This window comes from Pseudomonas fitomaticsae (assembly GCF_021018765.1).
GTDB classification, from domain to species: Bacteria; Pseudomonadota; Gammaproteobacteria; order Pseudomonadales; family Pseudomonadaceae; genus Aquipseudomonas; species Aquipseudomonas fitomaticsae.
Window position 1 is genome coordinate 1,791,358 of record NZ_CP075567.1, and the last position, 24,324, is coordinate 1,815,681.

The following is a 24,324-nucleotide window of genomic DNA, read 5'->3' on the forward strand; positions in this document are numbered from 1 at the left end:
ATGGATCTCAAGGAAACCGACATCCTCGGCGACAGCATCGGCGAGCATTGGTATTACTGTTCCAAGGCGGCTGCGACCCGGCGGTTGCTGGGGGATGCGCCGATCGGGCGGATTCTCGACGTGGGTGCCGGCTCCGGATTCTTTTCCCACCATTTACTGACCCATACCGCCGCACGCGAAGCCTGGTGCGTGGACATCAGTTACCCCGCCGATTCAAGTGCAACCACTGCGGGCAAACCCGTTCACTACCGCCGTTCAATCGATGCGGTGGACGCTGATCTGGTGTTGTTGATGGATGTGCTGGAGCACGTCGATGACGACGTCGGCCTGCTCAAGTCCTATGTCGACAAAGTGCCGTCCGGCAGCCGCTTTCTCATGACTGTGCCGGCGTTCCAGTTCATGTGGAGCGGGCACGATGACTTCCTCGAACACAAGCGTCGTTACACCCTGGCGCAGTTCGAAACCCTGGCCGCCGATGCCGGATTGCAGGTCGAGCGGGGCGCCTACTATTTCGGCGCGGTGTTCCCCATTGCGGTTGCGTCCCGCCTGTTGCCTGGCACTGCGCAGGGCTCGGCTCCGCGTTCGCAGCTCAAGCGCCACCATCCGTTGGTCAATTGCGTGCTGAAGACGTTGTGCCGACTTGAGCTTCCCTTGATAGGCATGAATCGCCTGGCCGGTTTGAGTGTATTCGTGCTGGCGCGCAAACCGTGACGGTCATCGAAAGATCCGCGTTGATTCAGCGCGGCTTGCGCTTCGCCGTGACAGGGCTGTTTGTCACCGCATTGCATGCGCTGGTGGCGGTGCTGTTCATCAACTTCGTCAGTCATCAGCCGCCCCTGGCCAACGGCGTGGCCTTTGCCGTGGCGACGGTGGTGTCCTACGTGATCAACACCACCTGGAGCTTTTCTGCGCGCCTGCACGGCAAGACATTGCTGCGCTTCATGCTGGTTTCGGCGGGTGGCTTTCTGTTGGCGATGTTCGTGGCCTGGGCGGCGCAGTTCGCCGGGCTGCATTATCTGGCGGGCATTGGTGCCGTGGCGCTGACGATTCCGGCATTCACGTTTGTACTGCACAACTTCTGGACGTATCGATGAAGGATTCACGCGAGCATCCGGCACTTTCTCTATTGCCCCTGTTATTGGGTGTGCTGGTGTTTTTTCTGGTGGTCGGGCCGCAGGCACTGAACCCGCAGAACATCGCCTGGCTGGGGCAGGGCGATCCGGCGACACATTATCTGGGTTGGGAATTTTTCCGACATTCGCCCTGGACGTTTCCACTCGGTCTCAATCCGAATTACGGGCTGGAACTGGGCAGTGCGATCATTTTTTCCGACTCTAATCCACTGCTGGCGCTGTTGTTCAAACCGTTCAGTGCCTGGTTGCCGGACACTTTTCAGTATTTCGGGTTGTGGTTGCTGGCATGCTGCGTCCTGCAAGCCTGGTTTGGCTGGAAGCTGATCGGGCTGATGACGACCAATCCCTTGATTCGACTGCTGGGCGCCGGGCTGCTGGTGTTCTCGCCGGCGATGTTCTTGCGCATGGGCGGGCACCTTTCTCTGGCCGGTCATTTCCTGATCCTGGCCGCGTTGTACCTGGCGCTGCTGCCGAACTTGCGCCGACGGCGCCTGGCCTGGGGAGCGTTGCTGGCGGTAACGGCATGGGTGCATGCCTACCTGCTGGCCATGGTTGCGCTGATCTGGGTGGCGGATCTGCTGGGCAAGACATTCAATCAGGCATTGACCCGGCGTCAGGGGCTGATCGAAGGAGGCGTACTTTTCGCTCTGGTGAGCGTGTGCTGCTGGCAGGCCGGTTACTTCAGCATTGCCGATGGCGCGGCATCCGGTGGTTTTGGCTTGTACCGGATGAATCTGCTGTCGCCCGTCGACCCGGCCGGCTGGTCATCGATCCTGCCCGATCTGCCGAAGGGGGACGGGGACTACGAAGGTTTCAACTACCTGGGTCTGGGCGTTCTGTTATTGGTGCCGCTGGCGCTGATGGCCTGGTTTCGAAACCGCCAACCTCTGCGGGATCAGGTGCGCGCACGTCCATGGTTGTTGTTGGCCCTGATCGGATTATGGCTATTCGCGCTGTCGAATCAGATCGGCATCGGGGCATTGAACCTTGATTATCCGCTGCCGAAAAGACTGATCGCGTTGGCCAATATCTTTCGTGCCTCGGGCCGGATGTTCTGGCCGGTTCTGTACGTCTGCATCCTGGCTGCGATTTTTCTGGTGGTGCGCGGTTATCGACCGCGGATCGCCATCGGTCTGCTCGCGGTGGCGCTGCTGATCCAGGTCGTCGATACCCGTAGCGGCTGGTCGGGGCTGCGGCAGGGAAAAATGGTGGCACCTGCGTCGGTCTGGGCCAGTCCGTTGACTGATCCGTTCTGGGCGAGTGCCGCTGCGCGTTATGCCAATGTCCGCAGCCTGATGCCACAGAATCAGAATGAACGTTGGCAGATGATCGCCGGTTTTGCAGCGACCCACGGGATGAAGACCGATGCGGTCTACCTGGGGCGCATGAGCACTTCGGCGCTGGCGCGGGCGCAGCAGAAAGCGCGCAGGATGCTCGACTCGGGGCAGTACGAAGCAGACTCCTTGTACCTCCTGGACGACGATGTTCTGGCCGATGCCGCCAGAACCATCAACAGTGAAACCGATCTGCTGACGCGCGTGGATGGAGTGGCGGTGCTGGCGCCGGGCTGGAAGCGTTGTGCGCAGTGTCTGCCCGTGCAGGATGAGGGGCGGCGGATGTCGCTGATCCCGCTCACTCGCCCGGGACACGCACTGACCTTCAATTATCGAAACCGCCAACTGGCCAGCGGCTGGTCGAAACCGGAAAGCTGGGGGACATGGACGGAAGGGCAACAGGCGAAAATCGAATTGCGGGTGTTGCCGCCGGCGAGGTCGATCGTGATCGACGCATTGGCATTCATACAGCCCCGGCACCCCGGCCAGCGGGTGATTGTCAGTCTGAATGGCCAACAGGTACTGGATACCCGTTTGACGCAGTTTCAAGGCAACCGCCTGGAAATTCCGATCAGCGCCTCGCTCAGCCAAGGCCTTCTGAACGATGACCGGCTCGATATCGAATTGCAGCTGCCGGATGCCGTCAGTCCTCGACAGCTGGGCATCAACGACGATTCGCGGGTCATGGGCCTGGGGCTGAAGACGTTGACGGTGCAATGACACGCCGTATCGATGGACGCCGCCCCCACGGCCTTTCTACACTGCCGCAATCTGGGGATCGGGGGGCAATGGATGAACCGCAATGAACTACGCAAGGCCGACATCAACCTGATGGTGGTGTTCGAGACCTTGATGCTCGAACGCAACGTGACGCGGGCGGCGGAGAAGCTGTTTCTCGGCCAGCCGACCATCAGTTCGGCGCTCAACCGTCTGCGCACCATGCTTAACGATCCGTTGTTCATCCGCGTCGGCCATCGCATGGAGCCGACCGCCCGCGCCGAAGACATTTATCGCCATCTCAAGCCCGCGCTCGACTCGCTGTCGGTGGCGCTGAGCCTGACCCGGGATTTCGACCCCGCCGTCAGCACCATGACCTTTCGCATCGGCCTGTCCGATGACGTTGAATTCGGCTTGCTGCCGCCGCTGTTGCGCGCCTTGCGCCAGGAAGCGCCGAGCGTGGTGTTCGTGGTGCAACACGTCGATTACTGGCGGATTCCCGATCTGCTGGCTGCCGGTGATATCACCGTCGGCATCAGCCAGACCCGCGGCCTGCCGGCCAATGCCAAACGCAAGCTGTTGCGACACATCCAGCCGAGCATCCTGCGCGCCGACAAGTCCGACACGCCGCTGACCCTCGATGAATATTGCGCACGCCCGCACGTGCTGGTTTCCCACACCGCCAATGTCAGTGGCTACGCCGATGAGTGGCTGGCGGACATCGGTCGCACCCGTCAGGTGGTGTTGTCGGTGCCGCAATACAGTTCGTTGCCGGCGCTGCTGGCCGGCACCGATCTGATCGCCAGCCTACCGGATTACACCGCCGAAGCCATGGCCGCTTCCGGGCTGCTGTTCAAGGAGCCGTTCCCGTTCAAGACCCCGACCCTCGACCTGTCGATGGTCTGGCTGAGCCACGTCGACAGCGACCCGGCGGAGCGCTGGCTGCGTTCACGGCTGGAGCAGTTCATGAGTGAGCGCCCAGTGATGTCGTCGTTGGCGTGAGTCAGGCGTTGCTGTGTTATATGTACGACCTTTCCGCCGAACCACTGGAGCACCGACATGCCACACCTGCACCTGGAATACACCGCCAACCTGCCGCAACTGAACGCCGACGTGGCGTTGATCCGGCTCAACAATACGCTGGTGGCTTCCGGTCAGTTCGCGGCGGAATTCGATATCAAGAGCCGTGCGCTCAAGGTTGAAACCTTCAAGGTCGGCACTGCCATGAACGAGCGCGCCTTTGTCGCGGTGAGGCTGGCCTTGCTCAGCGGTCGCTCCCCGGAGGTCAAGAAGCAACTGTCGCAGAGCCTGTTGGCGGTGTTGCAGGATCTGTGCGAATGGCCGGCCGGGGTCGAGGTGCAGTTGAGTGTGGAACTGCTCGACATCGACCGCGAGTCCTACAACAAGACCGCCATCGGCGTGTAGGACTCAGGCCGCCTCAAGCTCGGCGCAGGTCTTGATGACCTGCTCGCGCAGCCAGAGGTTGGCGCTGTCCTGATCGACGTTGTGGCTCCACTGCATGTCGAGGGTAAACCCCGGCAGGCCGTTCGGCGCCTCGCAGTGGTTGAATACTGCGTCGTTGGTCAGCAAACGCTGGATCCGCCGGGGCAGGGTCAGGATGAAATCGGTGCCGGTGATCATCTTCAACGCCGCGCTGTAACTGTTGGAGCGGGCGACGATCTGGCGTTTCTGCGCCTGCCGCGCCAGCCAGCCATCGACCATGTTGGTGGTCGACGTCCATGGCGTCGGGAACACATGCCGGCGTTCGGTGAAGGCTTGCAGGCTCAGGCGCGGCTCCAGCGGCGTGGCGCGTTTGTCGAAAACGCAGACCAGGTCATCTTCCAGCAACATCCTGGATTTCAGATCGGCGTGGCTGCGGTGGAAGTGCGGGCCGAAGCAGATCACCAGATCGAGGCTGCCGTCGCGCAACTCTTCGACCGGCACGTCGGTTTCGAACTTGTGCATGTTGACCATCACCGGCAAGTCATCGAAGTCAAAGCGCTTCAACATCCGCGGCAGGATCAGTTGCTCGAAGTATTCCGGGGCGCAGATGTTGAAGGTCACCGGTTGCGCCATCGGGTCGAAGGTCGGGGTGCCGGCGTGGCACAGGTTGATGCTTTCGAGGATTTTCTGCACATGGCCATACATGCTGCTGGCCTTGTAGGTCGGGCGCATGCCCGTGCGGGTGTTGACGAACAAATCGTCTTCGAAACTGGTGCGCAGTTTTTTCAGGCAGTAACTGACGGTGGACTGGCTGACGAACAACGCCTCCGACACGTCGGTGACGCTGCTTTGCTCATACACGGCGACAAACACCATGAGATCCTGCATGTCGAGCTTTCTAAGCAAGTTACTGTTCAGCATCCGTTCTGTCTCGCTGTGCTCCTTGCGCCGAATCCGCGCAAACGTGTGCGCATGATCGTAACGGAACGATGGTGCCAGGACAAAGCCCTGTAGGACTTTTCACGGTCACTTGTGGGACAGAAAGTTTTAGTAACACGACGTACACAATCAAACCCGGAAAAGGTGGCCAGAAGCCTTTATCCAGACGGCTCGGCTTGCCATTCGCGCGATCAGCCCATGTGTCGGGCGTAATGCCGTGGGTCGAAACGCATCACCATCAGCAGCATGAGTGCCATCACTGCCGTCAGTGACCACCAGGCCCACTCGAAGCTGCCCAGTCGATCGCGAACCACCCCGGCCATCAGTGGCGACAGTCCGGCAATCAGGTAACCGCTACCTTGTACGAACGCGGTCAGTCCGCCGGCACGTTGCGGTTCGTCGAGGTGATCGAGGGACACGATCAGGCTCATCGGGAACAGCCCGCCGATGCCCAGTCCGAGCAGGCAGGGCCACAGCAGGCTCAGATGCTGCGGGCTGAGGATCAAGCCTAGGAATCCTGCGATGATCAGGCCGAGCAGGGCACCAAGCACCAGGCGCCGGTCCCGGCTGCGATTGGCGATGGCCGGCACCACCAGCCCGGAAATCACCTCCATGGCCGTCAGAAAACCCAGCATCAGGCCGGCGTTTTGTACGCTCCAGCCCTTTTCCACGTAGTACGGCGCCAGCCAGGCGAGCACGCAGGTGTAGGACGCGGTGCCGAGGCCGAAGAAGATCGCGAGCAGCCAGGCGCGGGAATTCGCGAAGAAGGATTCTTTTCTGATATCAGATCGGGTGACGTCCGGTGACGTAGTTCGGGTTGCCCACCACACAGGAATGGCGAGCAATGCCAAAACCGCCCAGACGGCCAGTCCCGTCCGCCAGTTGCCGGTCTGCATCAGCACCCACGGTGCGAACGAAGCGGCCAGCGCCGCGCCGCCCATGATCGAAGTGACGTAAAGGCCCATGCACAGCGCCACGTTGTCGGGAAACCGCGATTTGATCAGCGCGGGCATCAGGGCCTGGATCAGTGCAATGCCGATCCCGGCCAGCACGGCGCTGGCGATCAATCCGCCCGCCGAGTCGAGAAACAGCCGCGACAGCGTCGCCGCGCCAATGATCAACAATGACAGCAGCACCGTGCGCTGTTCACCGAGGCGCTGGCTGACCGCCATGCCGAAAAACATCGCCAGCCCCATCGCCATCACCGGCAGCAGGGTCAGCAATGCCGCGAGACTGAAACTCAGCGCCATATCGCCGCGAATGGCCGACAGCAAGGGGCCGAGCGCCGCCATCGACGGGCGCAGGTTGAGGCCGACCAGGATAATGCCGAGCATCAGCCAGATAGCGGGGCGGGCAGTGGCGCGAACGTTTTCCATCTTCAGACCTTTGAACTGTAGGCGGTCGATTAGGCGGGCAGGCGAGCGGGGCGGCAAATCAGAAAGTCAGGGCCGCTATCGAGAAAATCGATACGGCGACCTCGTCGCCCGCGACTGAACCACGGCTGAACCATTCTCAAATACTCCGGAAGTTTCACGGTTATTTCTTTGGCCAACTAATCGTTGGCTTCTTTTTCACAAAAAATTGATGGTTGCCTGCTTAAAGTTTGTGTTGTCTGAGTCAATGAAATTTTCACAATTGACGACGGCACTTCTTTCAAGGAAATAGCCCCTCGCCATGTTCAAGTTAAAAGCCGTGCGCCCGGAATGGGTGACGTTGTTTGCCAGCGCCTTTCTTTTGACCGGATTCAATTTCGTTCTCTGGCAACACCTGTTCGACATCACCGCTGCGGACGGCAAGGGCATTGCCATGCGCATTGCGTTCGGGGTGATGATCTTCGCGGCGTATAACATCGTGCTGACGTTGCTGGCGTTTCGACCCGTGTTGAAACCGGTATTGACGTTGTTGTTCATGGTCAGCGCCGGCGTGGCTTATTTCATGAGCCAATACGGTGTAATGATTGATGCCGGCATGTTTCGCAACTTTGCCGAAACCAATGCCACGGAAGTGCGCGATCTGCTGTCTTTGAAGTTGCTGGCTTATATCGTTTTTCTGGGTGTCTTGCCGTCCTGGTTGTTGTGGAAAGTTCCAGTCAACTATCGTCGCTGGCATCGCGAGTTATTAAGCAAAGTTGTTGTGAGCATCGCGTCGGTTGCGGTCATCGGCGGCGTTGCGCTGGCCAATTATCAAGGGCTGTCCTCGCTGTTTCGCAATCACCACGAAATTCGCCTGATGCTGGTGCCGAGCAACTACATCGGCGCCTCGGCCGGTTATCTGCGTGAGCAGGTGGTTTCGGCGCAGCAACCGTTCGTCACGATCGGCGAAGACGCCCAGCGTAACGCCACCGTGCAGAACCATCCGCGCAAATCCCTGACGGTGCTGGTGGTGGGGGAAAGTGCCCGGGCGGAAAACTTCGGCATCCTTGGTTATGACCGCGACACCACGCCGAAACTGGACAAGGAAGCCGGCCTGATCGCCTTCACCGACGTGCATTCCTGCGGCACGGAAACCGCCGTGTCGGTGCCGTGCATGTTCTCCAACATGGGCCGCAAGGATTACGACGCCAGCAAGGCGAAGAATGAAGAAGGGCTGCTGGACGTGCTCAAGCGTGCCGGGATCGACGTGATCTGGCGCGACAACCAGTCCGGCTGCAAGGGCACCTGCGATCGCGTCACCTTGCAGGACGTCAGCAATCTGAAAGACCCGGCACTGTGCGCCAACAGCGAATGCCGCGACGAAATCCTCTTGCAGGGCCTGCAAAGCTTCATCGATCACCTGGACAAGGACACCGTGCTGGTCCTGCACCAGATGGGCAGCCACGGCCCGGAGTACTTCAAGCGCTATCCGAAGGAATACGAGCGCTTCACCCCGGTGTGTGAAAGCAACGCGCTGAACAATTGCAGCCGCGAAAGCATCGTCAACGGCTACGACAACACGCTGGTGTACACCGACCATGTGCTGTCGAGCCTGATCGATGTGCTGCGCAGCAATCAGGACAAGGTCGATACCGCCATGCTGTACCTGTCCGACCACGGCGAATCTTTGGGCGAGTACAACCTGTTCCTCCACGGCACGCCGTACATGCTGGCGCCGGAGCAGCAAAAACATGTGGCGATGCTGGCGTGGTTCTCCGACAGCTATCAGAAGTCCTACTCGGTCGACACCCATTGCCTGCAAATGAGCCGCGACAAACCATTGAGCCAGGACAACCTGTTCCACTCGATGCTCGGTCTGCTGGAAGTGCAGAGCAAGGTCTACCAGCCCGATCTGGACATGTTTGCCGGCTGCCGGGGCGCGGTGATCGACGGGGTGCTGGCCAAGGACTGAACCGGCAGACTCACTCTGTAAGACTATTCTTTCCCTCAGGCAGGAGATTTCATCAAGCTCTTGGCCTGTAGAGGCGCGGAAAGCGCCGGTGGCGATATATACTGCGCGCCATTCTTGAAGGGAGAGCCGTGTGGCCATCGATATTCACTGGATTCGCGACAACGATAGCCTCGCGCAGTTTTGCGCCGAGTGGCAGCAGCTGCCGTTCGTTGCCCTCGACACCGAATTCATGCGGGTCGACACCTTCTACCCGATTGCCGGCCTGTTGCAGGTCGGCGACGGCAAACGCGCCTACCTGATCGACCCGCTGACCATCAACGCCTGGCAACCCCTGGCCGCGTTGCTGGAAAACCCGGCGGTGCTCAAAGTCCTGCACGCCTGCAGCGAAGACCTCGAAGTCCTGCTGCGCCTGACCGGCAGTCTGCCGGCGCCGCTGTTCGACACCCAACTGGCCGCCGCCTACCTGAACCTCGGGTTCTCGATGGGCTATTCGCGTCTGGTGCAGGAAGTGCTCGGCATCGAACTGCCGAAGGGCGAAACCCGTTCCGACTGGTTGCAGCGTCCGTTGTCCGACACGCAAATCAGCTATGCCGCCGAAGATGCCGTGCATCTGGCGGAGGTTTTTGTTGAACTGCGTCCGAAACTGTCCGACGACAAATTCGCCTGGGTGCTGGAGGACGGCGCCGAACTGGTCGCCAACCTGCGCCGCGAGACCGATCCGTACGAGGTGTACCGCGAGGCCAAACTGGCGTGGAAACTGTCCCGCGCTCAACTGGCCGTGCTGCGTGAACTGTGTGCCTGGCGTGAGCGCGAGGCCCGCGCCCGGGATCTGCCGCGCAATCGCATCGTGCGTGAACACTCGCTGTGGCCGCTGGCCCGGACCCAACCGGACAACCTCAGCGCGCTGGGCAAGATCGAAGACATGCACCCGCGTACCGTGCGTCAGGACGGCGAGTTTCTGCTTGATCTGATCAAGCGCTCTGGCAGTGTGGGGCCTGATCAATGGCCGCCAGCCGTGCCGGAGCCGCTGCCGATCGAAGCCGCCGCGCTGATCAAACAGCTGCGGGCGCTCGGTCAGGCCGAAGCCGAGCGTCTGGGCATCGCGCCGGAACTGATGCTGCGCAAGAAAACCCTCGAAGCACTGGTCAAAAGCGGCTTCCCCGAGGGTCCTTACCAATTGCCTGATTCGCTGCGTGGCTGGCGCCGCGAATTGATGGGCCAGAAGCTGCTCGACAGCCTGGCCACCGCCGGAGAACAGCCTTGAAACGTATTTGTTCCATTTATCAAAGTTCGAAGAAAAGCGGCATGTACCTGTACGTGCTCAAGAGTGATGCGCTGGAGCGTGTGCCGGAAGGCCTGATGGCGGCGTTCGGCAAGGCGAAGCACTCCTTCGATCTGGTGCTGACCCCCGAGCGCAAGCTGGCCAGCGAAGACATCGCCGTGGTCCTGGAAAACCTCGAAAAGCAGGGCTATCACCTGCAAATGCCACCGGCCGAGGAAGAGTACATCGAGCACTTGCCCGAAGAGTTGCTGCGACGCAACGACCCGGTCTGATCCGCGAGGCCCTGTCCTGGGCCTCTTGTAACCCCTGGAACGGTTTTTACGGCGACGGCTGGCCCGAAGTGGACGGCCGCCTGCACGGTTTGCGAAAGGTTTGAAGATGCGCGTTCTGATTGCTGAACACGACCACGCGATATACGCCCGACTGCTGCGTCAGGCGGCCCCGGAGCTTGAAGTGCTGACCAGCGGCGACTCCGCCGAACTGGCCCGCCAGGCAGTCGATTGCCCGGTGTGGCTGGGCCAGCCGGATCTGCTGGCGACCCTGCTGCGTCAGGGCCACCAGCCACAATGGCTGCAATCGACCTGGGCCGGGATCACGCCGCTGCTGGCCGACGGCCTGCGCCGGGATTACCGCCTGACCCGGGCGGTCGGCATTTTCGGTCAGGTGATGGCTGAATACGTGCTGACCTACATGCTCGGCCACGAGCGCGAAGTGCTGGCGCGGCTGGTCAGTCAGGTCGAGCGCAAGTGGGACAACCGCACCGGCCAGAGTCTGGTCGGACGCAAAGTGCTGATCGTCGGCACCGGTGACATCGGCCAGAGCGTGGCGCAGTTTCTGTTGCCGTTCGGCGTCGAGTTGTACGGCATCGCCAGCAGCGCCCGCGAGCAGGCGCCGTTTGTCGAAGTCGGTTCGATGGCGGATTTGCCGCGTCTGGTCGGCGAGGCGGATTACGTGGTCAACCTGCTGCCCAACACCGAGCACACCCACGACATCTATGACGCTGCGCTGTTCAAGCAATTCAAGCCGACCGGTTTGTTCATCAACGCCGGGCGCGGTGTGGCCGTCGTTGATGCAGATCTGGTCGAAGCGTTGAAGGAAGGCCATCTGGCCGGCGCGGTGATCGACGTCTGCCGTCAGGAACCGCTGCCGCAACGGCATCCGTTCTGGACCGCATGGGGCTTGCTGCTGACCGGGCACAGCTCGGCGCCGACCTCGCCGCCGATGATGGTGCAGTTGTTTCTGGATAACTTGCGCGCGTATCAGGCGGGAGAAGCGTTGCGCGGGGAAGTGGATTTCGCACGCGGTTACTGATTCACTGCAGTGAAAAATGTGGGAGCGGGCTTGCTCGCGAAAGCGGTTTATCAGTCAGCCAAGTCGTCGACTGGTAAGCCCTCTTCGCGAGCAAGCCCGCTCCCACATTTCGTTATGCGCCATGGTTTAAAGGGTGAAATCCCCTTCAGCCGCCAGTTCGCTCAGCGGACGACGCGGGCTCGGTGTTTCCCGTGCTTGCAGGTAATCCGCCAGGGTGGCCTTGTCACCCAGCTTGCCCACCGCAACGGCGGCGTGCAGCGCATAACCTTGCGGAATGTTCAGCTCCTTGCGGGTCAGCTCCTGATCGAAGCCGGCCATGCCGTGGGTGTGCCAGCCGCTCAGGCTCGCTTGCAGCGCCAGATGGCCCCACGCGGAACCGGTGTCGAAGGTATGCCACAGCGCCGGCGTTTCTTCGGACGCGCCCGGTGCGGTGAAGGTGGTTTTCGAAATCACGATCACCAGTGCCGACGCGTGCTGGGCCCAGCTGCGGTTGAACTCATTGAGCAGGCCCAGGTAACGCTCCCAGTTCGGCGTGTCGCGACGGGCGTAGAGAAAACGCCACGGTTGCGAGTTGTACGCCGATGGCGCCCAGCGCGCGGCTTCGAAGAAGCTCAGCAGGGTTTCTTCGGAAATCGCTTCGCCGGTGAAGGCGCGGGGCGACCAGCGATCGGTGAACTGCGGGTGAATGGCGTATTCGGCAACGCGAGGGTTGGCACTCATCGAGAGATTCCTTGCTACGTTTGAGGACAGGTTGGAAGCGAAACCCGGCGGGATCAGTTGGGCTGAACGATGGGGTTGTTGCGCAAGCCAGCAGTTCACCGGAGGCAACGCGGTCGAGCGTTAATGGCATCCGGCAAAGGCCTGGTGTGACCGGCAAAGCTACTTGGCCGCGCAAAAACTGACAAGCCCCGCACAACCGGCAGTCGCCAGCGCTTGGATCACGGGGCCTTGGGCACTAGACTGGCGGCCTTTTCACCACCTGATGTTGATGCTTGAGCCATGGCCGCCAAAGTCGAACCGTTCTGGATACGCAAAACCCTCGATCAACTCGATCACGAGGAATGGGAATCGCTGTGCGACGGTTGCGGCCTGTGCTGCCTGCAGAAGCTCGAGGATGAAGAAGACAACAGCGTCTATTACACGCGTATCGCCTGCAAACTGCTGGACCTGAAAACCTGCCAGTGCAGCGATTACCCGAACCGCATGAAATTTGTCCCGGACTGCATCCAGCTCACCCCGGGCCAGGCCGAAGAATTCAAATGGCTGCCGCCGACCTGCGGTTATCGGTTGGTCAGCGAAGGCAAGGATCTGCCGCTGTGGCATCACCTGGTCTGCGGTGATCGCGACGCGGTGCACCACGAACGGATTTCCCAGTCCGGGCGCATGCTCGCCGAAGGCAGCGTGCCGGAAGACGACTGGGAAGATCACCTGATTTTCCGCGCAGGTTAACGATTGACCAAGGAGCAGGTATGGCGACGGGATTGCGCCGGGCGCTGATCGTCACGTTGCTGGCGCTGAGCGCGCCGGTGTGGGCGGCGAAGAAAGTCGATCTGGATTATCAGGTACGCCTGCTGCCGCAGAGCGATCAGGCCGAAGTGCGCCTGATCCTTGCCAAGGGCGAAGCGGTGCGCAGCCTGGATTTCGATCTTGGCGACGGCAGCCACTACAGCGACTTCAAGGCTGACGGCCAATGGCAACTGACGCCGGGCAAACCGGCGCGCGGGGTCTGGCGCCCGACGGCGGACAAGGCCAGCCTGACCTACCGCGTGCGCATCAGCCACGGCCGCAAGAACGGCAGCTTCGACACGCGCATGACTCCGACCTGGGCGCTGATGCGCGGCGATGAACTGGTGCCGCCAGCCAGGCTCGATCAGCAAGACGGTATCGAACTGGTCGCGCGCCTGCACTTCGAATTGCCCGACGGCTGGAAAAGCGTCGAAACCGCCTGGCCGCGCATCGGCAAGAACAGATTCCGCATCGACAATCCGTCACGCCTGTTCGACCGCCCGACCGGCTGGATGCTCGCCGGCCACCTCGGCAGCCGCCGCACCCGACTGGGTGAAACCGAAGTCACCGTGGCCTCGCCGCAAGGGCAGGGCATGCGCCGGATGGACGTGCTGACGCTGCTGACGTTCGTCTGGCCGCAGGTGCAAGCGGTGTTCCCGCGTCACCCGACCAAGTTGCTGATCGTTGGCGCCAACGACCCGATGTGGCGCGGCAGCCTGGCGGCGCGGGAGTCGATCTACCTCAACACGCGGTTGCCGCTGGTCAGCGAAAGCGGCAGCAGCGCCCTGGTGCGCGAGTTGGCGCAGGTGTTCGGGCGGATCAACGACGAGCAGCGCAGCGACTGGGTCAGCGAGGGTTTCGCCGAGTATTACGCGATCGAACTGGTGCGCCGTGCCGGGGGCATGAGCGACGAGCGTTATCAGGCGTTGCAGGCGAAACTGGCCAAGGACAGCCAGAAGGTCACGACCCTGCGCGGCGAGCAGATCAGCCCGGCGCAGCAGTCGAAAGCGGTGCTGTTGTTACAGGAGCTGGATGGCGAGATTCGCCTGAAGACCCGCAACAAGCGCTCGCTGGATGACGTGCTGCGCGGGGCGATGCACCTGGGGACGGTGGACACCAAAGCGTTCGAGCAACTCGCCGAAAGCATTCTCGGCGAGTCGTCCAAAGTCCTTGATACCGGGTTACTGCAGTAATACCGCCATCGCTGGCTTGCCAGCGATGAGGCCATCAGCCTCAAGGCAAATCGAGAATCAAACCCCGGCTTTCGGCGATTTCACCGAGTCATTGCCGGTCACGGTGGCGGTCTTGGTCGCCGCTTCGGCATTGGCCTTGAGCTTGCTCAGCTCCTCACCGGCGCGCTCGATCTTCGCCCGTACGTTGTTCATGTCCTGACGGCTTTTCTCCAGCAGGCTTTTCACCGAGCTGTGGCCGGTGATGCCGCGGGCCATGGCCACGCCGCCAATCGCCACCTGAATCAGCCCGAATACGCCGCCACGGCGCAGGCCCTTGCCGACCATGATCACGCCGCCGGCCAGCGAGCCGATGCGCTCCCAGCCTTCGACGTTCTGCTCGGAACGGCTCTGGAACGGGGTGGATTCGATACGCTCGACGCGTTTGAGCTCGGTCATGATCTTTCTCCAGGCAATGAGTAATCGATAAACAAGCTGACTGCGCAGGCGGTCAGCTCGTTCCATCGGATGTGCGGCGTTTCAGCGGAATTTCGGCCCGGAGCGGGTGTTCAGGCCTTTGGCCATGCGGTCGTAGAGCACGACGTTGACCGTGGCGGCGAGGTTCATGCAACCGGTGGTCGGGATGTACACGACGTCTTCGCACCAGTCGCGGATCTCTTGATCGAGCGAGCCGTCTTCCGGGCCGAAGATGTACAGCGCGCGATCCGGGTGAGTGTATTCCGGCAGCGGGCGGGCACCGTCGACCAGTTCCACGGCGACCGGGACGCAATTGAGCGGCAGGATCTTTTTCAGGTCGTCTATGCCGATCAGCGGGATGTCGTAGTGCACGCGCTTGGTGTCGGTGACGAAATCGGCGGCGCGCTCATAGCGCTTGCCGGTGTAGAACACGGTCGACACGCCATAGCAGCCTGCGGCGCGCATCACCGAACCGACGTTTTCCGGTGATTTGGGGTTATACAAACCAATGCAGCTGTACCGTTTGTCTGCCACGAGCGGGGTGCCTTCGGGAAAAAGAGGGCGATTATACGGGGATTGGGGGAGGGCGGGCAGATTCAGGACTTGCGGTGTCTGTCCCGGCCTCTTCGCGGGCAAGCCCGCTCCCACAGTGATCTCGGTTGTTCACAAATTCTGAGTACACCAGAGAAACCTGTGGGAGCGGGCTTGGTCCGGGCGGCGATCCGACGAAGAGGCCGGTGTGGCCAATGAAGAACTTCAGTCTTCTTTTTTCATCAGGCCGGCCAGCGCCGCAAACGGATTGTGCGTGGCCTTGGCGATTTTCGGCGTGCTCAGCGAGCCCTCGCCGAAATACTGCTGGTCGGTGTAGCGCGAGTGTTCGTTGTCGTGGCAGTACAGGCACAGCAGTTCCCAGTTGGAACCGTCCTGCGGGTTGTTGTCGTGGTTGTGGTCGCGGTGGTGCACGGTCAGTTCGCTCAGGCGCTTGCCGGAAAACTCACGGGCGCAGCGGCCGCACACGTGCGGGTACATCTTCAGGGCCTTGTCGCGGTAGCCCATTTCCTTGTCGCGCTGGTTGTCGGCGAGGATACGATCCAGCTTCGAAGTGTTGGTCGGGGTGGACGAACTCATGGGTTCACCTTTGTAGAAAGACTAATGACGGTTATGAGGCAAGTTTAGCTCAGCCCTTGAGCTTCTCGGCAATCCAGATCGTGTGGCGCGTGCCCTTGTTGCCGTGGGCGAAGACCTGGACTTCCTCGGCCTTGAAACCGGCCTTCTTCAATTTGTCGGAAAACTGCCGGTCGGCGCTGGCCGACCACACCGCCAGCACGCCTTTGGGCCGCATCGCCTTGGCGCACGCGGCCAGGCCTGCGGCGGAATACAGCCAGCTGTTGGCCTTTTGGGTCAGGCCTTCGGGGCCGTTGTCGACGTCGAGCATGATTGCGTCGAAACCGTTCGGCTCGCTTTGCAGCACCTTGGCCACGTCTTCCTGACGGATCACCGTGCGCGGATCGAGCAGCGGGCGCCCGGACTTTTCACCGAGCGGGCCACGGTTCCACTCGACCACGCCGGGCACCAGTTCGGCGACCACCACTTCGGCGCTCTTGCCCAGATGCTTGAGCGCGGAGGCGAGGGTGAAGCCCATGCCCAGACCGCCGATCAGCACCCGCGAATCCGGCCGGCCGGCGACCTTGCGGCACGGGATCTCGGCCAGCGCGTCTTCGGAACCGTGCATGCGGGTGTTCATCAATTGGCCGCCGTCGCCGCCCTGGATCTTGATGACGAAATCCTCGCCATACTCGAACAGGCACAGGGCGCCACCGTTGTCAGGGATCGGCGTGGTGTCGAGCAGAACGAAACGTTTCATGGAAATCTCTACAGGGGGAAGGCAAGCGGGCCCGTTGGGAGTAGCCTGAGGACAGATTTCAGGCCAACGGAGCCCTTGATGAAGCGCACCATTCTAACGGTCATTACCCTGGCCGCGCTCTCGATAACTGCCGTACAGGCGCAACAGACGATTCCCGTCAGCCCGACACCGCAACCGGGTTCGCCCGGCACGGCGACGCCAACCCCGTATCCGCAGATCAGTCCGGTGCCGATTCCCAAGGCCGGTCCCGGCAGTGGCGGCCCACCGCTGGTGCCGATCGAAATGCCCAGCCCGCCGACCAAGGATCAGCCATTGCCGGGCCTGGAACAGAGCGACAGCAAACCCAAATCCCCGGGAGGCTAGATCTGCTGGGCGGCGAGTTGTCCGTCGGCCATGCGCAAGCGTTTGGAGAGGGAGACGGCGAGGGCGCGGATGATCTTGGCGGCGATCTTCGGCGCATCGTTAAGCATTTTTTCCAGCGAATCCTTGCCGAGGTTGAGCAACTGACAGTTGCTCGCCGCCACACAAGTCGCCGAACGGCGTTCACCGTCGAGCACGGCCATTTCACCGAACGCCCGGCCGCTGCGCAGGGTGGCCATGGTCACGACCTGGCCGTCGCCGCCGGTTTTCTGCACGGCCACCTGGCCGGTGTGGATGATGCACATGAAGCTGCCGGCATCGCCTTCGCGAAAGATCGCTTCGCCTTCAGCCACGGTGCTGATGCTGAAGTAGCCCGAGGCAGCGGCAAAATCCGCCAGCTGCAATTGATCGAACAGGCCGCAGTCCATCAGCCAGTCGCGGATTTCGTTGTTCAGTAGAGTGGGTTCTGACATGTCGTGCGGTCTTTTTGTTGTGTCGGGTGGCAAGCTCGCCACCGGGGGCCGATCTGCTTATCGGCTCCCGGTGCCCGGAATTAAGACCTGACTGACCGGCGGAGTTCCTCAGGCAATGCCCAGAACCTTGAAAACAAATGCATATTCGAGCGCTACGTCACGTAATCCCTGATAACGCCCGCTCATCCCGCCGTGGCCGGCACCCAGTTCGGTTTTGAGCAGCAATGGATTGTCGTCGGTCTTGGTCGCGCGCAGTTTGGCCACCCACTTGGCCGCTTCCCAATACTGCACGCGGCTGTCGTTGTAGCCGGCGATTACCAGTGTTGCGGGATACGCCTGCGCAGTGACGTTTTCGTACGGCGCGTAGGCCTTGATCCGCTCGTAGACCTCCGGCTCTTCGGGATTGCCCCACTCGTCGTATTCGGTGACGGTCAGCGGCAGATCCGGATCAAGCATGGTGTTGAGCACGTCGACGAACGGCACTTCGGCAATCGCCACGCCAAACAGATCCGGACGCTGGTTGAGCACCGCACCGATCAGCAAACCACCTGCGCTGCCGCCGCTGATCGCCAGTTGTGGCGCGGTGGTGATGCCGTTGAGGATCAGGAATTCGGCGCAGGCAATAAAGTCACTGAAGGTGTTGTGCTTGTGCTCCTGCTTGCCGGCGCGGTACCAGGCTTCGCCCAGTTCACCACCGCCGCGAACGTGGGCGATGGCGAATGCCATGCCGCGATCCAGCAGGCTCAGGCGGGCGTGGGAGAACCACGGATCGAGGCTCGAACCGTAGGCGCCGTAACCGTACAGGTACAGCGGCACCGCTTTGCCGACCATTTCCCGTTTCATCACCAGGCTGATCGGCACCTGAGTGCCGTCCGGCGCAGTCGCCCACAGGCGCTGGCTGACGTAGGCGTCGGCGTCGAACGGGCCGAGCACCGGGGTTTCCTTGAGGACAGTCTGTTCGCCGGTGGCGAGGATCAATTGCCGAACCTGGGCCGGACGATTCAGCGCTTCATAGCGCAGGCGAATGCGGTCGCTTTCGAATTCCAGGCTGTTTTGCACGTAGAGGCTGTAGGCCGCGTCCGGCAATTGCACGCGATAAGGCGCCAGACCGTGTGGGCGAACTTCGATGATCGGCAGCCCACCTTCACGCAGGCTCAGGGTCAGGGCTTCGGCGTTGAGGGTCACGCCATCGAGCATCACTGAATCACTGTGCGGGATCAGGTTCTGCCAGTCGGCTTCGCTCGGTGCGATGCCCGTGTCCGGCGCCTGATACAGGGCGAAGTTGATGCCGTCGCGGTTGGTGCGGATGAACCAGGTCCATTCGCCGTCGAGTTTGCCGTGATCGACGTCGTATTCGTGATCCTCGACCCGTGGCGCCAGGCAAGTGAACGGCTGGTGCGGCTGATTGGCGTCCAGCGCCCAGACTTCGCTGGTGGTCTTGCTGCCCAGCGACAACAGCAATTGCTGCTCGGAGCTGGCGCGGTAGCAATGCAGGAAGAAGCGGCCGTCCGGCTCATGGAACACCTCTTCGGCAGCTGTGCCGTCCAAGCGATAACGGAACAGCTTGTGCGGGCGATGGGTGTCGTCGAGCACGCCGAAGAACAGCGTCAGGCTGTCATTGGCCCAGGTCATGCTGCCGTCGCAGTCCTGGAATTCCAGTTCGCTGACACGTTCGCTGGACAGTTCCTTCACGAACAGCGTGTAAATCTCGTCGCCCGAGGCATCGACGCTGTAGGCTAGGCGTTGGTGATCCGGGCTGATGCTGAACGCGCCGAGGGAGAAAAAGCCGCCGTTGGCTAGGGCGTTCGGGTCGAGCAGCAATTGTTCGCGGCTTTCGTCGAGGGTCAGGCTGTCGTCGGCCGGGCGCGGGCAGCGGTAGTGACGGGCGTATTCGTCACCCGCTGTGGTGCGGGTGTAATACAGGTACGGACCCCATGGCGAGGGGAGGGACAGATCGGTTTCGAGGATCCGGCCCTTGATCTCTTCGAACAGGGTTTCGCGCAGCTCTGCCTGATCGGCGGTCTGTGCCTGCTGGTAGTCGTTTTCAGCCTTGAGGTAGTCGAGCACCGCGTCGGTGTCGCGTTCCTGCAGCCAGGCGTACGGGTCGTGACCGGCGGCCTTGTGGGCAATCGGGGCGCTGATGACGTTGGCGGATACGGGCATGGAAAGCTCTCGGACATGACAAATAAGGGCCGCACGGACGGCGGGGAAGCCTGGCGTGCGAAAAGTCGTTACTATAAGCGCCTCTGTGCGACACGCGTAGCGTGTCTTCAAGACTTCGAGGTGGATGGTCATCTTGAAGGGCTGTTTGATTACAGCCAAGGCTGGAGTACCCAATCTCCGGAATAAAAATCCATCAAAGAAGTCCACTGCCTTCAAGGACTTACCGTTGCGGCGGGGCAGGCCCACAGTCCATCAGCATTCAAATTATTGACTGGAGGAAAGATCTTTTTCTTTCCTGAATGCACACTAAATCATCGGTTCTTACAGAACCTCACCCCAGCGGGAAAGAATCCCCGCAAGGGTTTTCTCCTGCTTCTGAAACAGGAGGAAACGCTTTTCTGAGCCTGCTGATTCGTTCAGTGCTTGCTTACTCATCTGAAGACTCGAGCGAAAGCTCTGTCTGTCATTGTCCATCTAGCTTGCTCGCAAGGTAGCAGCGGACTCGTTGTGCGACCAACGATAGCCTAGGAAAACATGCGTCATTGGCGACGATGAGGTGTGAAGCTTTTCTAACAACGTAGCCCCTGAAAAGGTCTGCAGCCACCGTGAGGGGTTGTAGAGATGCTCGGAGCTGAACCGGGTTGAGGCGCCAGGCTGGTTGGCATGGGCAACATATGTGAACTGCTGATAAACGTCGTAATTATAAACAAGCCAAAACAGCTGTCAGGCTTGAGCCAAAAGGCAAAGTGATCGGATATCTCTGTAGAGGCTGGAGGTACGTCGTCATCAGGATCACCGGCGAAAAGGCAGGCCCTAAACCAATCGTGTGACAGGCAGGGAACGTGGTAAACCCGTATAGCTGCCTTCGGGCAGGTGAACCGCAAGGGGATCTGTTGGCTGTGCGGGTATGGGATCGCAGAGAAAGCGAAAGCCGATCTGTAATGGATCGGATAGAGGTTGAAACATCACCTCACGGGAAACCGGGCAGACTTCTGCGTGGTCTTTCGTCGCATGAACTCTGACTGAGTCTGTCTCAATAATTTCAGAAACCTGCGGTTGAGGTTTCCCATTAATTCACCCCTGACGGGACGTCCATTCCCGTCAGGGGATGCGTACGTCTTCAGCTCAGGCAACTTGAGAGGAAGGCAGCATGAAAGTACACAGCCCTACGGCCGTGTCTGCGCCTTCCGGCGCTCCGCAACAATGGCATGACATCGATTGGTGGCGTGTTCAGCGGAATGTCCGGGCGATGCAGTTACGGATTGCGAAGGCTTGTCGGGGAGGCAATTGGCGCAGGGTTAACTCCCTGCAACGAATGCTGACCCGCTCTCGTTCGGCTAGATATTTGGCTGTTCGGCGAGTCACTGAAAACCAGGGCAAGCGCACGGCGGGAGTCGACCGAGTGCTCTGGGATACACCCGATGCCAAATGGAAAGCGGCAAACGGGTTGAAGCGCCACGGATACAAACCACGGCCTTTAAGGCGTGTGTTCATTCCGAAGTCAAACGGGAAGGAGCGCCCACTAGGCATTCCGACCATGACTGACAGGGCCATGCAGGCTCTATACCTGCTAGCTCTGGCGCCCATTGCAGAAACCACCGGAGATCCGAACAGCTACGGCTTCAGGATCGAGCGCTCTACCGCAGACGCAATGGGACAGCTGTTCATCTGCTTATCCAAGAAGGTCTCGGCCGAATGGGTACTGGAGGCAGACATCAAAGGCTGCTTTGACCATATCAACCATGACTGGCTGATCGCCAATGTCCCTACGGACAAAACGATCCTCCGGAAATGGTTGAAGGCTGGAGTGATTCATAAAGGCCAGCTTCAGGCAACGGATGCCGGTACGCCACAAGGCGGGATCATCTCGCCGACTTTGGCAAATATGGTGCTGGATGGATTGGAGTCACAGCTCAAGCAACACTTGGGCGTGACGAAGGCCAAGAAGCTGAAAATCAATGTGGTGCGCTATGCGGATGACTTTGTGATTACCGGAAACTCGAAAGAGATGCTGGAAAGCGAAATCAGACCTTGGGTGGAGCAATTCCTCGCTGTGCGAGGATTGCAGCTGTCACTCGAGAAAACCCGCGTGGTTCACATAGACGAAGGCTTTGACTTTCTGGGATGGAATTTCCGCAAGTACGAAGGAAAGCTCCTGATCAAGCCAAGCAAGAAAAACGTGAAAGCGTTCTATCGCAAGGTGAAGGACGTCATCAGTACCAACAAAACGGCAAAGCAAGAGGATCTGATCCAACGGCTGAATCCGATACTGCGTGGCTGGGCGATGTACCACCAGCCAGTGGTTGCCAAGAAGGCGTTTAGCAGAATGGATAACTCTGTTTTCCATGCTCTTTGGCGTTGGGCGAAAAGGCGACATCCTAATAAATCGTTGGAATGGGTCAGGAGAGGTTATTTCCAACCCCATGAAGGCAGAAGTTGGGTGTTCGCCACCATGGCGATGAGGACGGACGGGACCAAAGCAATAGCTCCCCTGTACTCAATAGCGAGCACTGCGATCGAGCGGCATAGAAAGGTGAGCGGGGAATACAACCCCTTCGATCCCTCCATGGAGGAAATGGGAGAGAAATTGCGAATGGTGCGAATGCTTAAAAAACTGAAGTATCGGAAACAGATCGTAAGTCTCTTTCAAAGCCAAAAAGGTCTATGTCCGCTGTGCAAGCAGCCTATTACCAAGGAAAGCGGGTGGCACGACCATCATGTAATCCACCGCTCCCAAGGCGGTGGAGACACCTTGGATAACCGAGTACTATTGCATCCAGTTTGTCATCAGCAGCTACACAGCCGTGGATTGACAGTAAACAAGCCGGCTCCAACCGGGGCTTTCTAAAGACTTGAGCCGTATGCGTTGAAAGGCGCACGTACGGTTCTTAGGGGGAGGCAGACCAGTAATGGTGTGTCTCTACCCGACTTGCCTGCCTTGCCATGGACACCATGACCGAGAACGACTATCTGATCGCCTGGGGCCTTTACGCCTTTGCCGCCGTGGGCTGCCTGCTGGTGTGGATGCGCATGACCCGCTGGATGTGGCGCTGGCTGCGCGAGCCGCTGCGTGTATTGATGGCGGTGTTGCTGTTCAGCCCGACCATCATTGACCCGGTGAAGGAAAAATTCGCCCCGGCCATCGCCATCACCGCACTGGATCTGGCTTTCAAGGTCGGCAACAACGCCTGGCGCGCGATTTCCGAACTGCTCATGTACGCCATGATCGCGTTCGGCCTGTACCTGATTTTCGTGCTGATCCGCCTGCCGATCGAACGCGCCTCCAAGGCCCGCCGAGAGCAGGCTGAAGCCGCCCGCGCAGCGGCCCGGGCCGATGACGAGCGGGACGCCGATCAACCGTTCGGCGGCGCCGGCGATGACCGCTACGGTCGCCCGCCGGTGCCGAGCAATCCGCAGCGCATGCGGGTCGAGCCGCGTCTGTAATCACGAGAGTCCGCACATGTGTGAATTACTGGGCATGAGTGCCAACGTGCCGACCGACATTGTGTTCAGCTTCACCGGGCTGATGCAGCGTGGTGGTCGCACCGGTCCGCACCGCGACGGCTGGGGGATCGGTTTCTACGAAGGGCGCGGCTTGCGCCTGTTCCAGGACCCGGCGGCCAGCAGCGAGTCGGAAGTGGCCAATCTGGTGCAGCGCTATCCGATCAAGAGCGAAGTGGTCATCGGTCATATCCGCCAGGCCAACGTCGGCAAGGTCTGTCTGTCCAACACCCACCCGTTCGTCCGCGAACTGTGGGGGCGCAACTGGTGCTTCGCGCACAACGGCCAGCTCGCCGATTTCACCCCGATCAAGAGTTTCTACCGCCCGGTCGGCGATACCGACAGCGAAGCGGCGTTCTGCGATTTGCTCAACCGCGTACGTGCAGCGTTTCCGGAACCGGTCGATATAGAAGTGCTGCTGCCGGATCTGGTTGCCGCGTGTGCCGAATATCGCAGCAAAGGCGTGTTCAACTGCCTGCTCAGCGACGGCGACTGGCTGTTCTGCTATTGCTCGACCAAACTGGCGCAGATCACCCGACGGGCACCGTTTGGCCCGGCGCGGCTCAAGGACGTCGATGTGATCGTCGACTTCCAGGCCGAAACCACGCCCAACGACGTGGTCACGGTGATTGCCACCGAACCTTTGACTGAAAACGAAACCTGGACCCGCTACGAACCGGGCCAATGGAGCCTGTGGCGACGCGGCGAATGCGTCAGCCAGGGCACGACCGAATAAGGATTGCACCCCCATGTTGCTCAGTTATCTACGGCTGGTGTTGTTTGCGGCGGGCCTGTTGATCGGTGTCCAGGTGCCGGGCTTCATCAACGATTACGCCAAGCGGGTCGAAGCGCACCTGATCGAGGCGCAGACCGGTCTGCGCGGCTTCCAGGGTACCGCCGAGCAGTTCTTCAAGGGTGATATCCAGGCGCTGGTCGCCCATTACCGTGCCAGCGAAGACCCGGTGTTTCGCAGCGATGCCGACAGCCTGAGCACCTTGCTCAACCGTCAGCTGGCGCTGGACAAGCAATTCCAGGCGATGCAGGGCCCTTGGTACATCCGCTTCCTGCAAGTGGTGCTGGCCGCCGACCCGGACATCCGCAAGGAAACCTGGAACGGCTACAGCTACCAGATCCTGCTGACGCCGGAAGCGATGATCTGGGGCATGAGCGGCGCGCTGCTGCTGTCGTTCGGTCTTGAATGCCTGTTCCGTCTGATCGACTGGGTGGTGCTGGGTGGCAAGCGCCTGCGCCAGAGCCGGCCAATCGAAGACCGGGATGTGCGCGGGCTCTGAGCCTTATGAGGATCGTTCCCACGCAGCGTTTGGGAA

General features: G+C 60.6%; 25 protein-coding genes. 16 read left to right on the top strand and 9 right to left on the bottom strand.

The window, feature by feature from the left end; genetic code table 11:
* The 5 genes from KJY40_RS08080 to KJY40_RS08100 all read left to right on the top strand — a co-directional run bounded on the left by KJY40_RS08080 (window position 1) and on the right by KJY40_RS08100 (window position 4,609).
* Complete coding sequence (locus KJY40_RS08080; protein ID WP_230736027.1) at window positions 1–711, top strand: class I SAM-dependent methyltransferase; 711 nt, start codon at window positions 1–3, stop codon at window positions 709–711.
* On the top strand, window positions 708–1,094 hold the full coding sequence (locus KJY40_RS08085) for a GtrA family protein (protein WP_230736029.1): 387 nt from the start codon (window positions 708–710) through the stop codon (window positions 1,092–1,094). Before KJY40_RS08080 ends, KJY40_RS08085 begins: the two co-directional genes overlap by 4 nt.
* Complete coding sequence (locus tag KJY40_RS08090) at window positions 1,091–3,187, top strand: DUF6311 domain-containing protein (protein WP_230736031.1); 2,097 nt, start codon at window positions 1,091–1,093, stop codon at window positions 3,185–3,187. The genes KJY40_RS08085 and KJY40_RS08090 overlap by 4 nt, the downstream gene beginning before the upstream one ends.
* Window positions 3,188–3,259: 72 nt before the next feature.
* Complete coding sequence (locus tag KJY40_RS08095; RefSeq protein ID WP_230736033.1) at window positions 3,260–4,186, top strand: LysR substrate-binding domain-containing protein; 927 nt, start codon at window positions 3,260–3,262, stop codon at window positions 4,184–4,186.
* A 57-nt stretch (window positions 4,187–4,243) separates the two neighbouring features.
* On the top strand, window positions 4,244–4,609 hold the full coding sequence (locus KJY40_RS08100) for a 5-carboxymethyl-2-hydroxymuconate Delta-isomerase (RefSeq protein ID WP_230736035.1): 366 nt from the start codon (window positions 4,244–4,246) through the stop codon (window positions 4,607–4,609).
* 3 nt (window positions 4,610–4,612) lie between these two features.
* On the opposite strand, the gene KJY40_RS08105 is transcribed toward KJY40_RS08100, so the two are convergent.
* Complete coding sequence (locus KJY40_RS08105; protein ID WP_230736038.1) at window positions 4,613–5,548, bottom strand: LysR family transcriptional regulator; 936 nt, start codon at window positions 5,546–5,548, stop codon at window positions 4,613–4,615.
* A 209-nt stretch (window positions 5,549–5,757) separates the two neighbouring features.
* Window positions 5,758–6,942 (bottom strand): cyanate transporter, encoded by a 1,185-nt coding sequence (locus KJY40_RS08110; protein ID WP_230736040.1) that lies wholly within the window; start codon window positions 6,940–6,942, stop codon window positions 5,758–5,760.
* Between the two features lie 298 nt (window positions 6,943–7,240).
* Here KJY40_RS08110 and KJY40_RS08115 point away from each other — a divergent pair, with 298 nt between their 5' ends.
* The 4 genes from KJY40_RS08115 to KJY40_RS08130 all read left to right on the top strand — a co-directional run bounded on the left by KJY40_RS08115 (window position 7,241) and on the right by KJY40_RS08130 (window position 11,483).
* Window positions 7,241–8,890, top strand: a complete 1,650-nt coding sequence (locus KJY40_RS08115; RefSeq protein ID WP_230736042.1) for a phosphoethanolamine transferase — start codon at window positions 7,241–7,243, stop codon at window positions 8,888–8,890.
* Window positions 8,891–9,020: 130 nt separating this feature from the next.
* The gene (gene rnd / locus KJY40_RS08120; RefSeq protein WP_085683113.1) at window positions 9,021–10,154 is read left to right on the top strand and encodes a ribonuclease D; all 1,134 of its coding nucleotides are present in this window, start codon (window positions 9,021–9,023) and stop codon (window positions 10,152–10,154) included.
* Window positions 10,151–10,444 carry a YcgL domain-containing protein gene (locus KJY40_RS08125; RefSeq protein WP_007958052.1) on the top strand — a complete coding sequence of 98 codons (294 nt, stop codon included), beginning with the start codon at window positions 10,151–10,153 and terminating at the stop codon, window positions 10,442–10,444. Before rnd ends, KJY40_RS08125 begins: the two co-directional genes overlap by 4 nt.
* A gap of 106 nt (window positions 10,445–10,550) precedes the next feature.
* A complete protein-coding gene (locus KJY40_RS08130; RefSeq protein ID WP_007958054.1) occupies window positions 10,551–11,483 on the top strand; it encodes a D-2-hydroxyacid dehydrogenase in 933 nt (310 codons plus the stop codon).
* A gap of 126 nt (window positions 11,484–11,609) precedes the next feature.
* On the opposite strand, the gene KJY40_RS08135 is transcribed toward KJY40_RS08130, so the two are convergent.
* Window positions 11,610–12,203 (bottom strand): nitroreductase family protein, encoded by a 594-nt coding sequence (locus tag KJY40_RS08135; protein ID WP_230736043.1) that lies wholly within the window; start codon window positions 12,201–12,203, stop codon window positions 11,610–11,612.
* A gap of 279 nt (window positions 12,204–12,482) precedes the next feature.
* Between KJY40_RS08135 and KJY40_RS08140 the strand changes: the two genes are divergently transcribed.
* Window positions 12,483–12,932, top strand: a complete 450-nt coding sequence (locus KJY40_RS08140) for a YcgN family cysteine cluster protein (RefSeq protein WP_007958058.1) — start codon at window positions 12,483–12,485, stop codon at window positions 12,930–12,932.
* A gap of 20 nt (window positions 12,933–12,952) precedes the next feature.
* On the top strand, window positions 12,953–14,182 hold the full coding sequence (locus KJY40_RS08145) for a hypothetical protein (protein ID WP_230736045.1): 1,230 nt from the start codon (window positions 12,953–12,955) through the stop codon (window positions 14,180–14,182).
* A 57-nt stretch (window positions 14,183–14,239) separates the two neighbouring features.
* Here the strand turns inward: KJY40_RS08145 and KJY40_RS08150 are convergent, their stop codons facing one another.
* From KJY40_RS08150 to KJY40_RS08165, 4 genes are all read right to left on the bottom strand, one after another.
* Complete coding sequence (locus KJY40_RS08150; protein ID WP_007958064.1) at window positions 14,240–14,617, bottom strand: YgaP family membrane protein; 378 nt, start codon at window positions 14,615–14,617, stop codon at window positions 14,240–14,242.
* An 81-nt stretch (window positions 14,618–14,698) separates the two neighbouring features.
* Entirely contained in the window at window positions 14,699–15,169 is a 471-nt protein-coding gene (locus KJY40_RS08155) for an RNA methyltransferase (RefSeq protein WP_007958066.1), read from the bottom strand.
* A 222-nt stretch (window positions 15,170–15,391) separates the two neighbouring features.
* Entirely contained in the window at window positions 15,392–15,763 is a 372-nt protein-coding gene (locus KJY40_RS08160; protein WP_007944009.1) for a YajD family HNH nuclease, read from the bottom strand.
* Window positions 15,764–15,812: 49 nt separating this feature from the next.
* Entirely contained in the window at window positions 15,813–16,499 is a 687-nt protein-coding gene (locus tag KJY40_RS08165; RefSeq protein WP_085605596.1) for a spermine/spermidine synthase domain-containing protein, read from the bottom strand.
* Between the two features lie 78 nt (window positions 16,500–16,577).
* On the opposite strand from KJY40_RS08165, the gene KJY40_RS08170 reads away from it, so the two are divergent.
* Window positions 16,578–16,862 (top strand): hypothetical protein, encoded by a 285-nt coding sequence (locus tag KJY40_RS08170; RefSeq protein WP_230736047.1) that lies wholly within the window; start codon window positions 16,578–16,580, stop codon window positions 16,860–16,862.
* On the opposite strand, the gene KJY40_RS08175 is transcribed toward KJY40_RS08170, so the two are convergent.
* Both KJY40_RS08175 and KJY40_RS08180 read right to left on the bottom strand, forming a co-directional pair.
* Window positions 16,859–17,332 (bottom strand): cyclic nucleotide-binding domain-containing protein, encoded by a 474-nt coding sequence (locus tag KJY40_RS08175; RefSeq protein ID WP_007956482.1) that lies wholly within the window; start codon window positions 17,330–17,332, stop codon window positions 16,859–16,861. The genes KJY40_RS08170 and KJY40_RS08175 overlap by 4 nt on opposite strands.
* A 108-nt stretch (window positions 17,333–17,440) precedes the next feature.
* Window positions 17,441–19,495 carry a S9 family peptidase gene (locus tag KJY40_RS08180; protein ID WP_230736049.1) on the bottom strand — a complete coding sequence of 685 codons (2,055 nt, stop codon included), beginning with the start codon at window positions 19,493–19,495 and terminating at the stop codon, window positions 17,441–17,443.
* Window positions 19,496–20,645: 1,150 nt separating this feature from the next.
* On the opposite strand from KJY40_RS08180, the gene ltrA reads away from it, so the two are divergent.
* The 4 genes from ltrA (at window position 20,646) to KJY40_RS08200 (ending at window position 24,288) form a co-directional block, all read left to right on the top strand.
* Window positions 20,646–22,343 (top strand): group II intron reverse transcriptase/maturase, encoded by a 1,698-nt coding sequence (gene ltrA / locus KJY40_RS08185; protein WP_230736051.1) that lies wholly within the window; start codon window positions 20,646–20,648, stop codon window positions 22,341–22,343.
* 95 nt (window positions 22,344–22,438) lie between these two features.
* Complete coding sequence (locus KJY40_RS08190) at window positions 22,439–22,939, top strand: hypothetical protein (protein ID WP_039772625.1); 501 nt, start codon at window positions 22,439–22,441, stop codon at window positions 22,937–22,939.
* A gap of 16 nt (window positions 22,940–22,955) precedes the next feature.
* Window positions 22,956–23,732 carry a class II glutamine amidotransferase gene (locus KJY40_RS08195; protein ID WP_115076906.1) on the top strand — a complete coding sequence of 259 codons (777 nt, stop codon included), beginning with the start codon at window positions 22,956–22,958 and terminating at the stop codon, window positions 23,730–23,732.
* Window positions 23,733–23,745: 13 nt separating this feature from the next.
* The gene (locus KJY40_RS08200) at window positions 23,746–24,288 is read left to right on the top strand and encodes a DUF2937 family protein (RefSeq protein ID WP_007956487.1); all 543 of its coding nucleotides are present in this window, start codon (window positions 23,746–23,748) and stop codon (window positions 24,286–24,288) included.
* The last annotated feature ends 36 nt before the right edge of the window (window positions 24,289–24,324 follow it).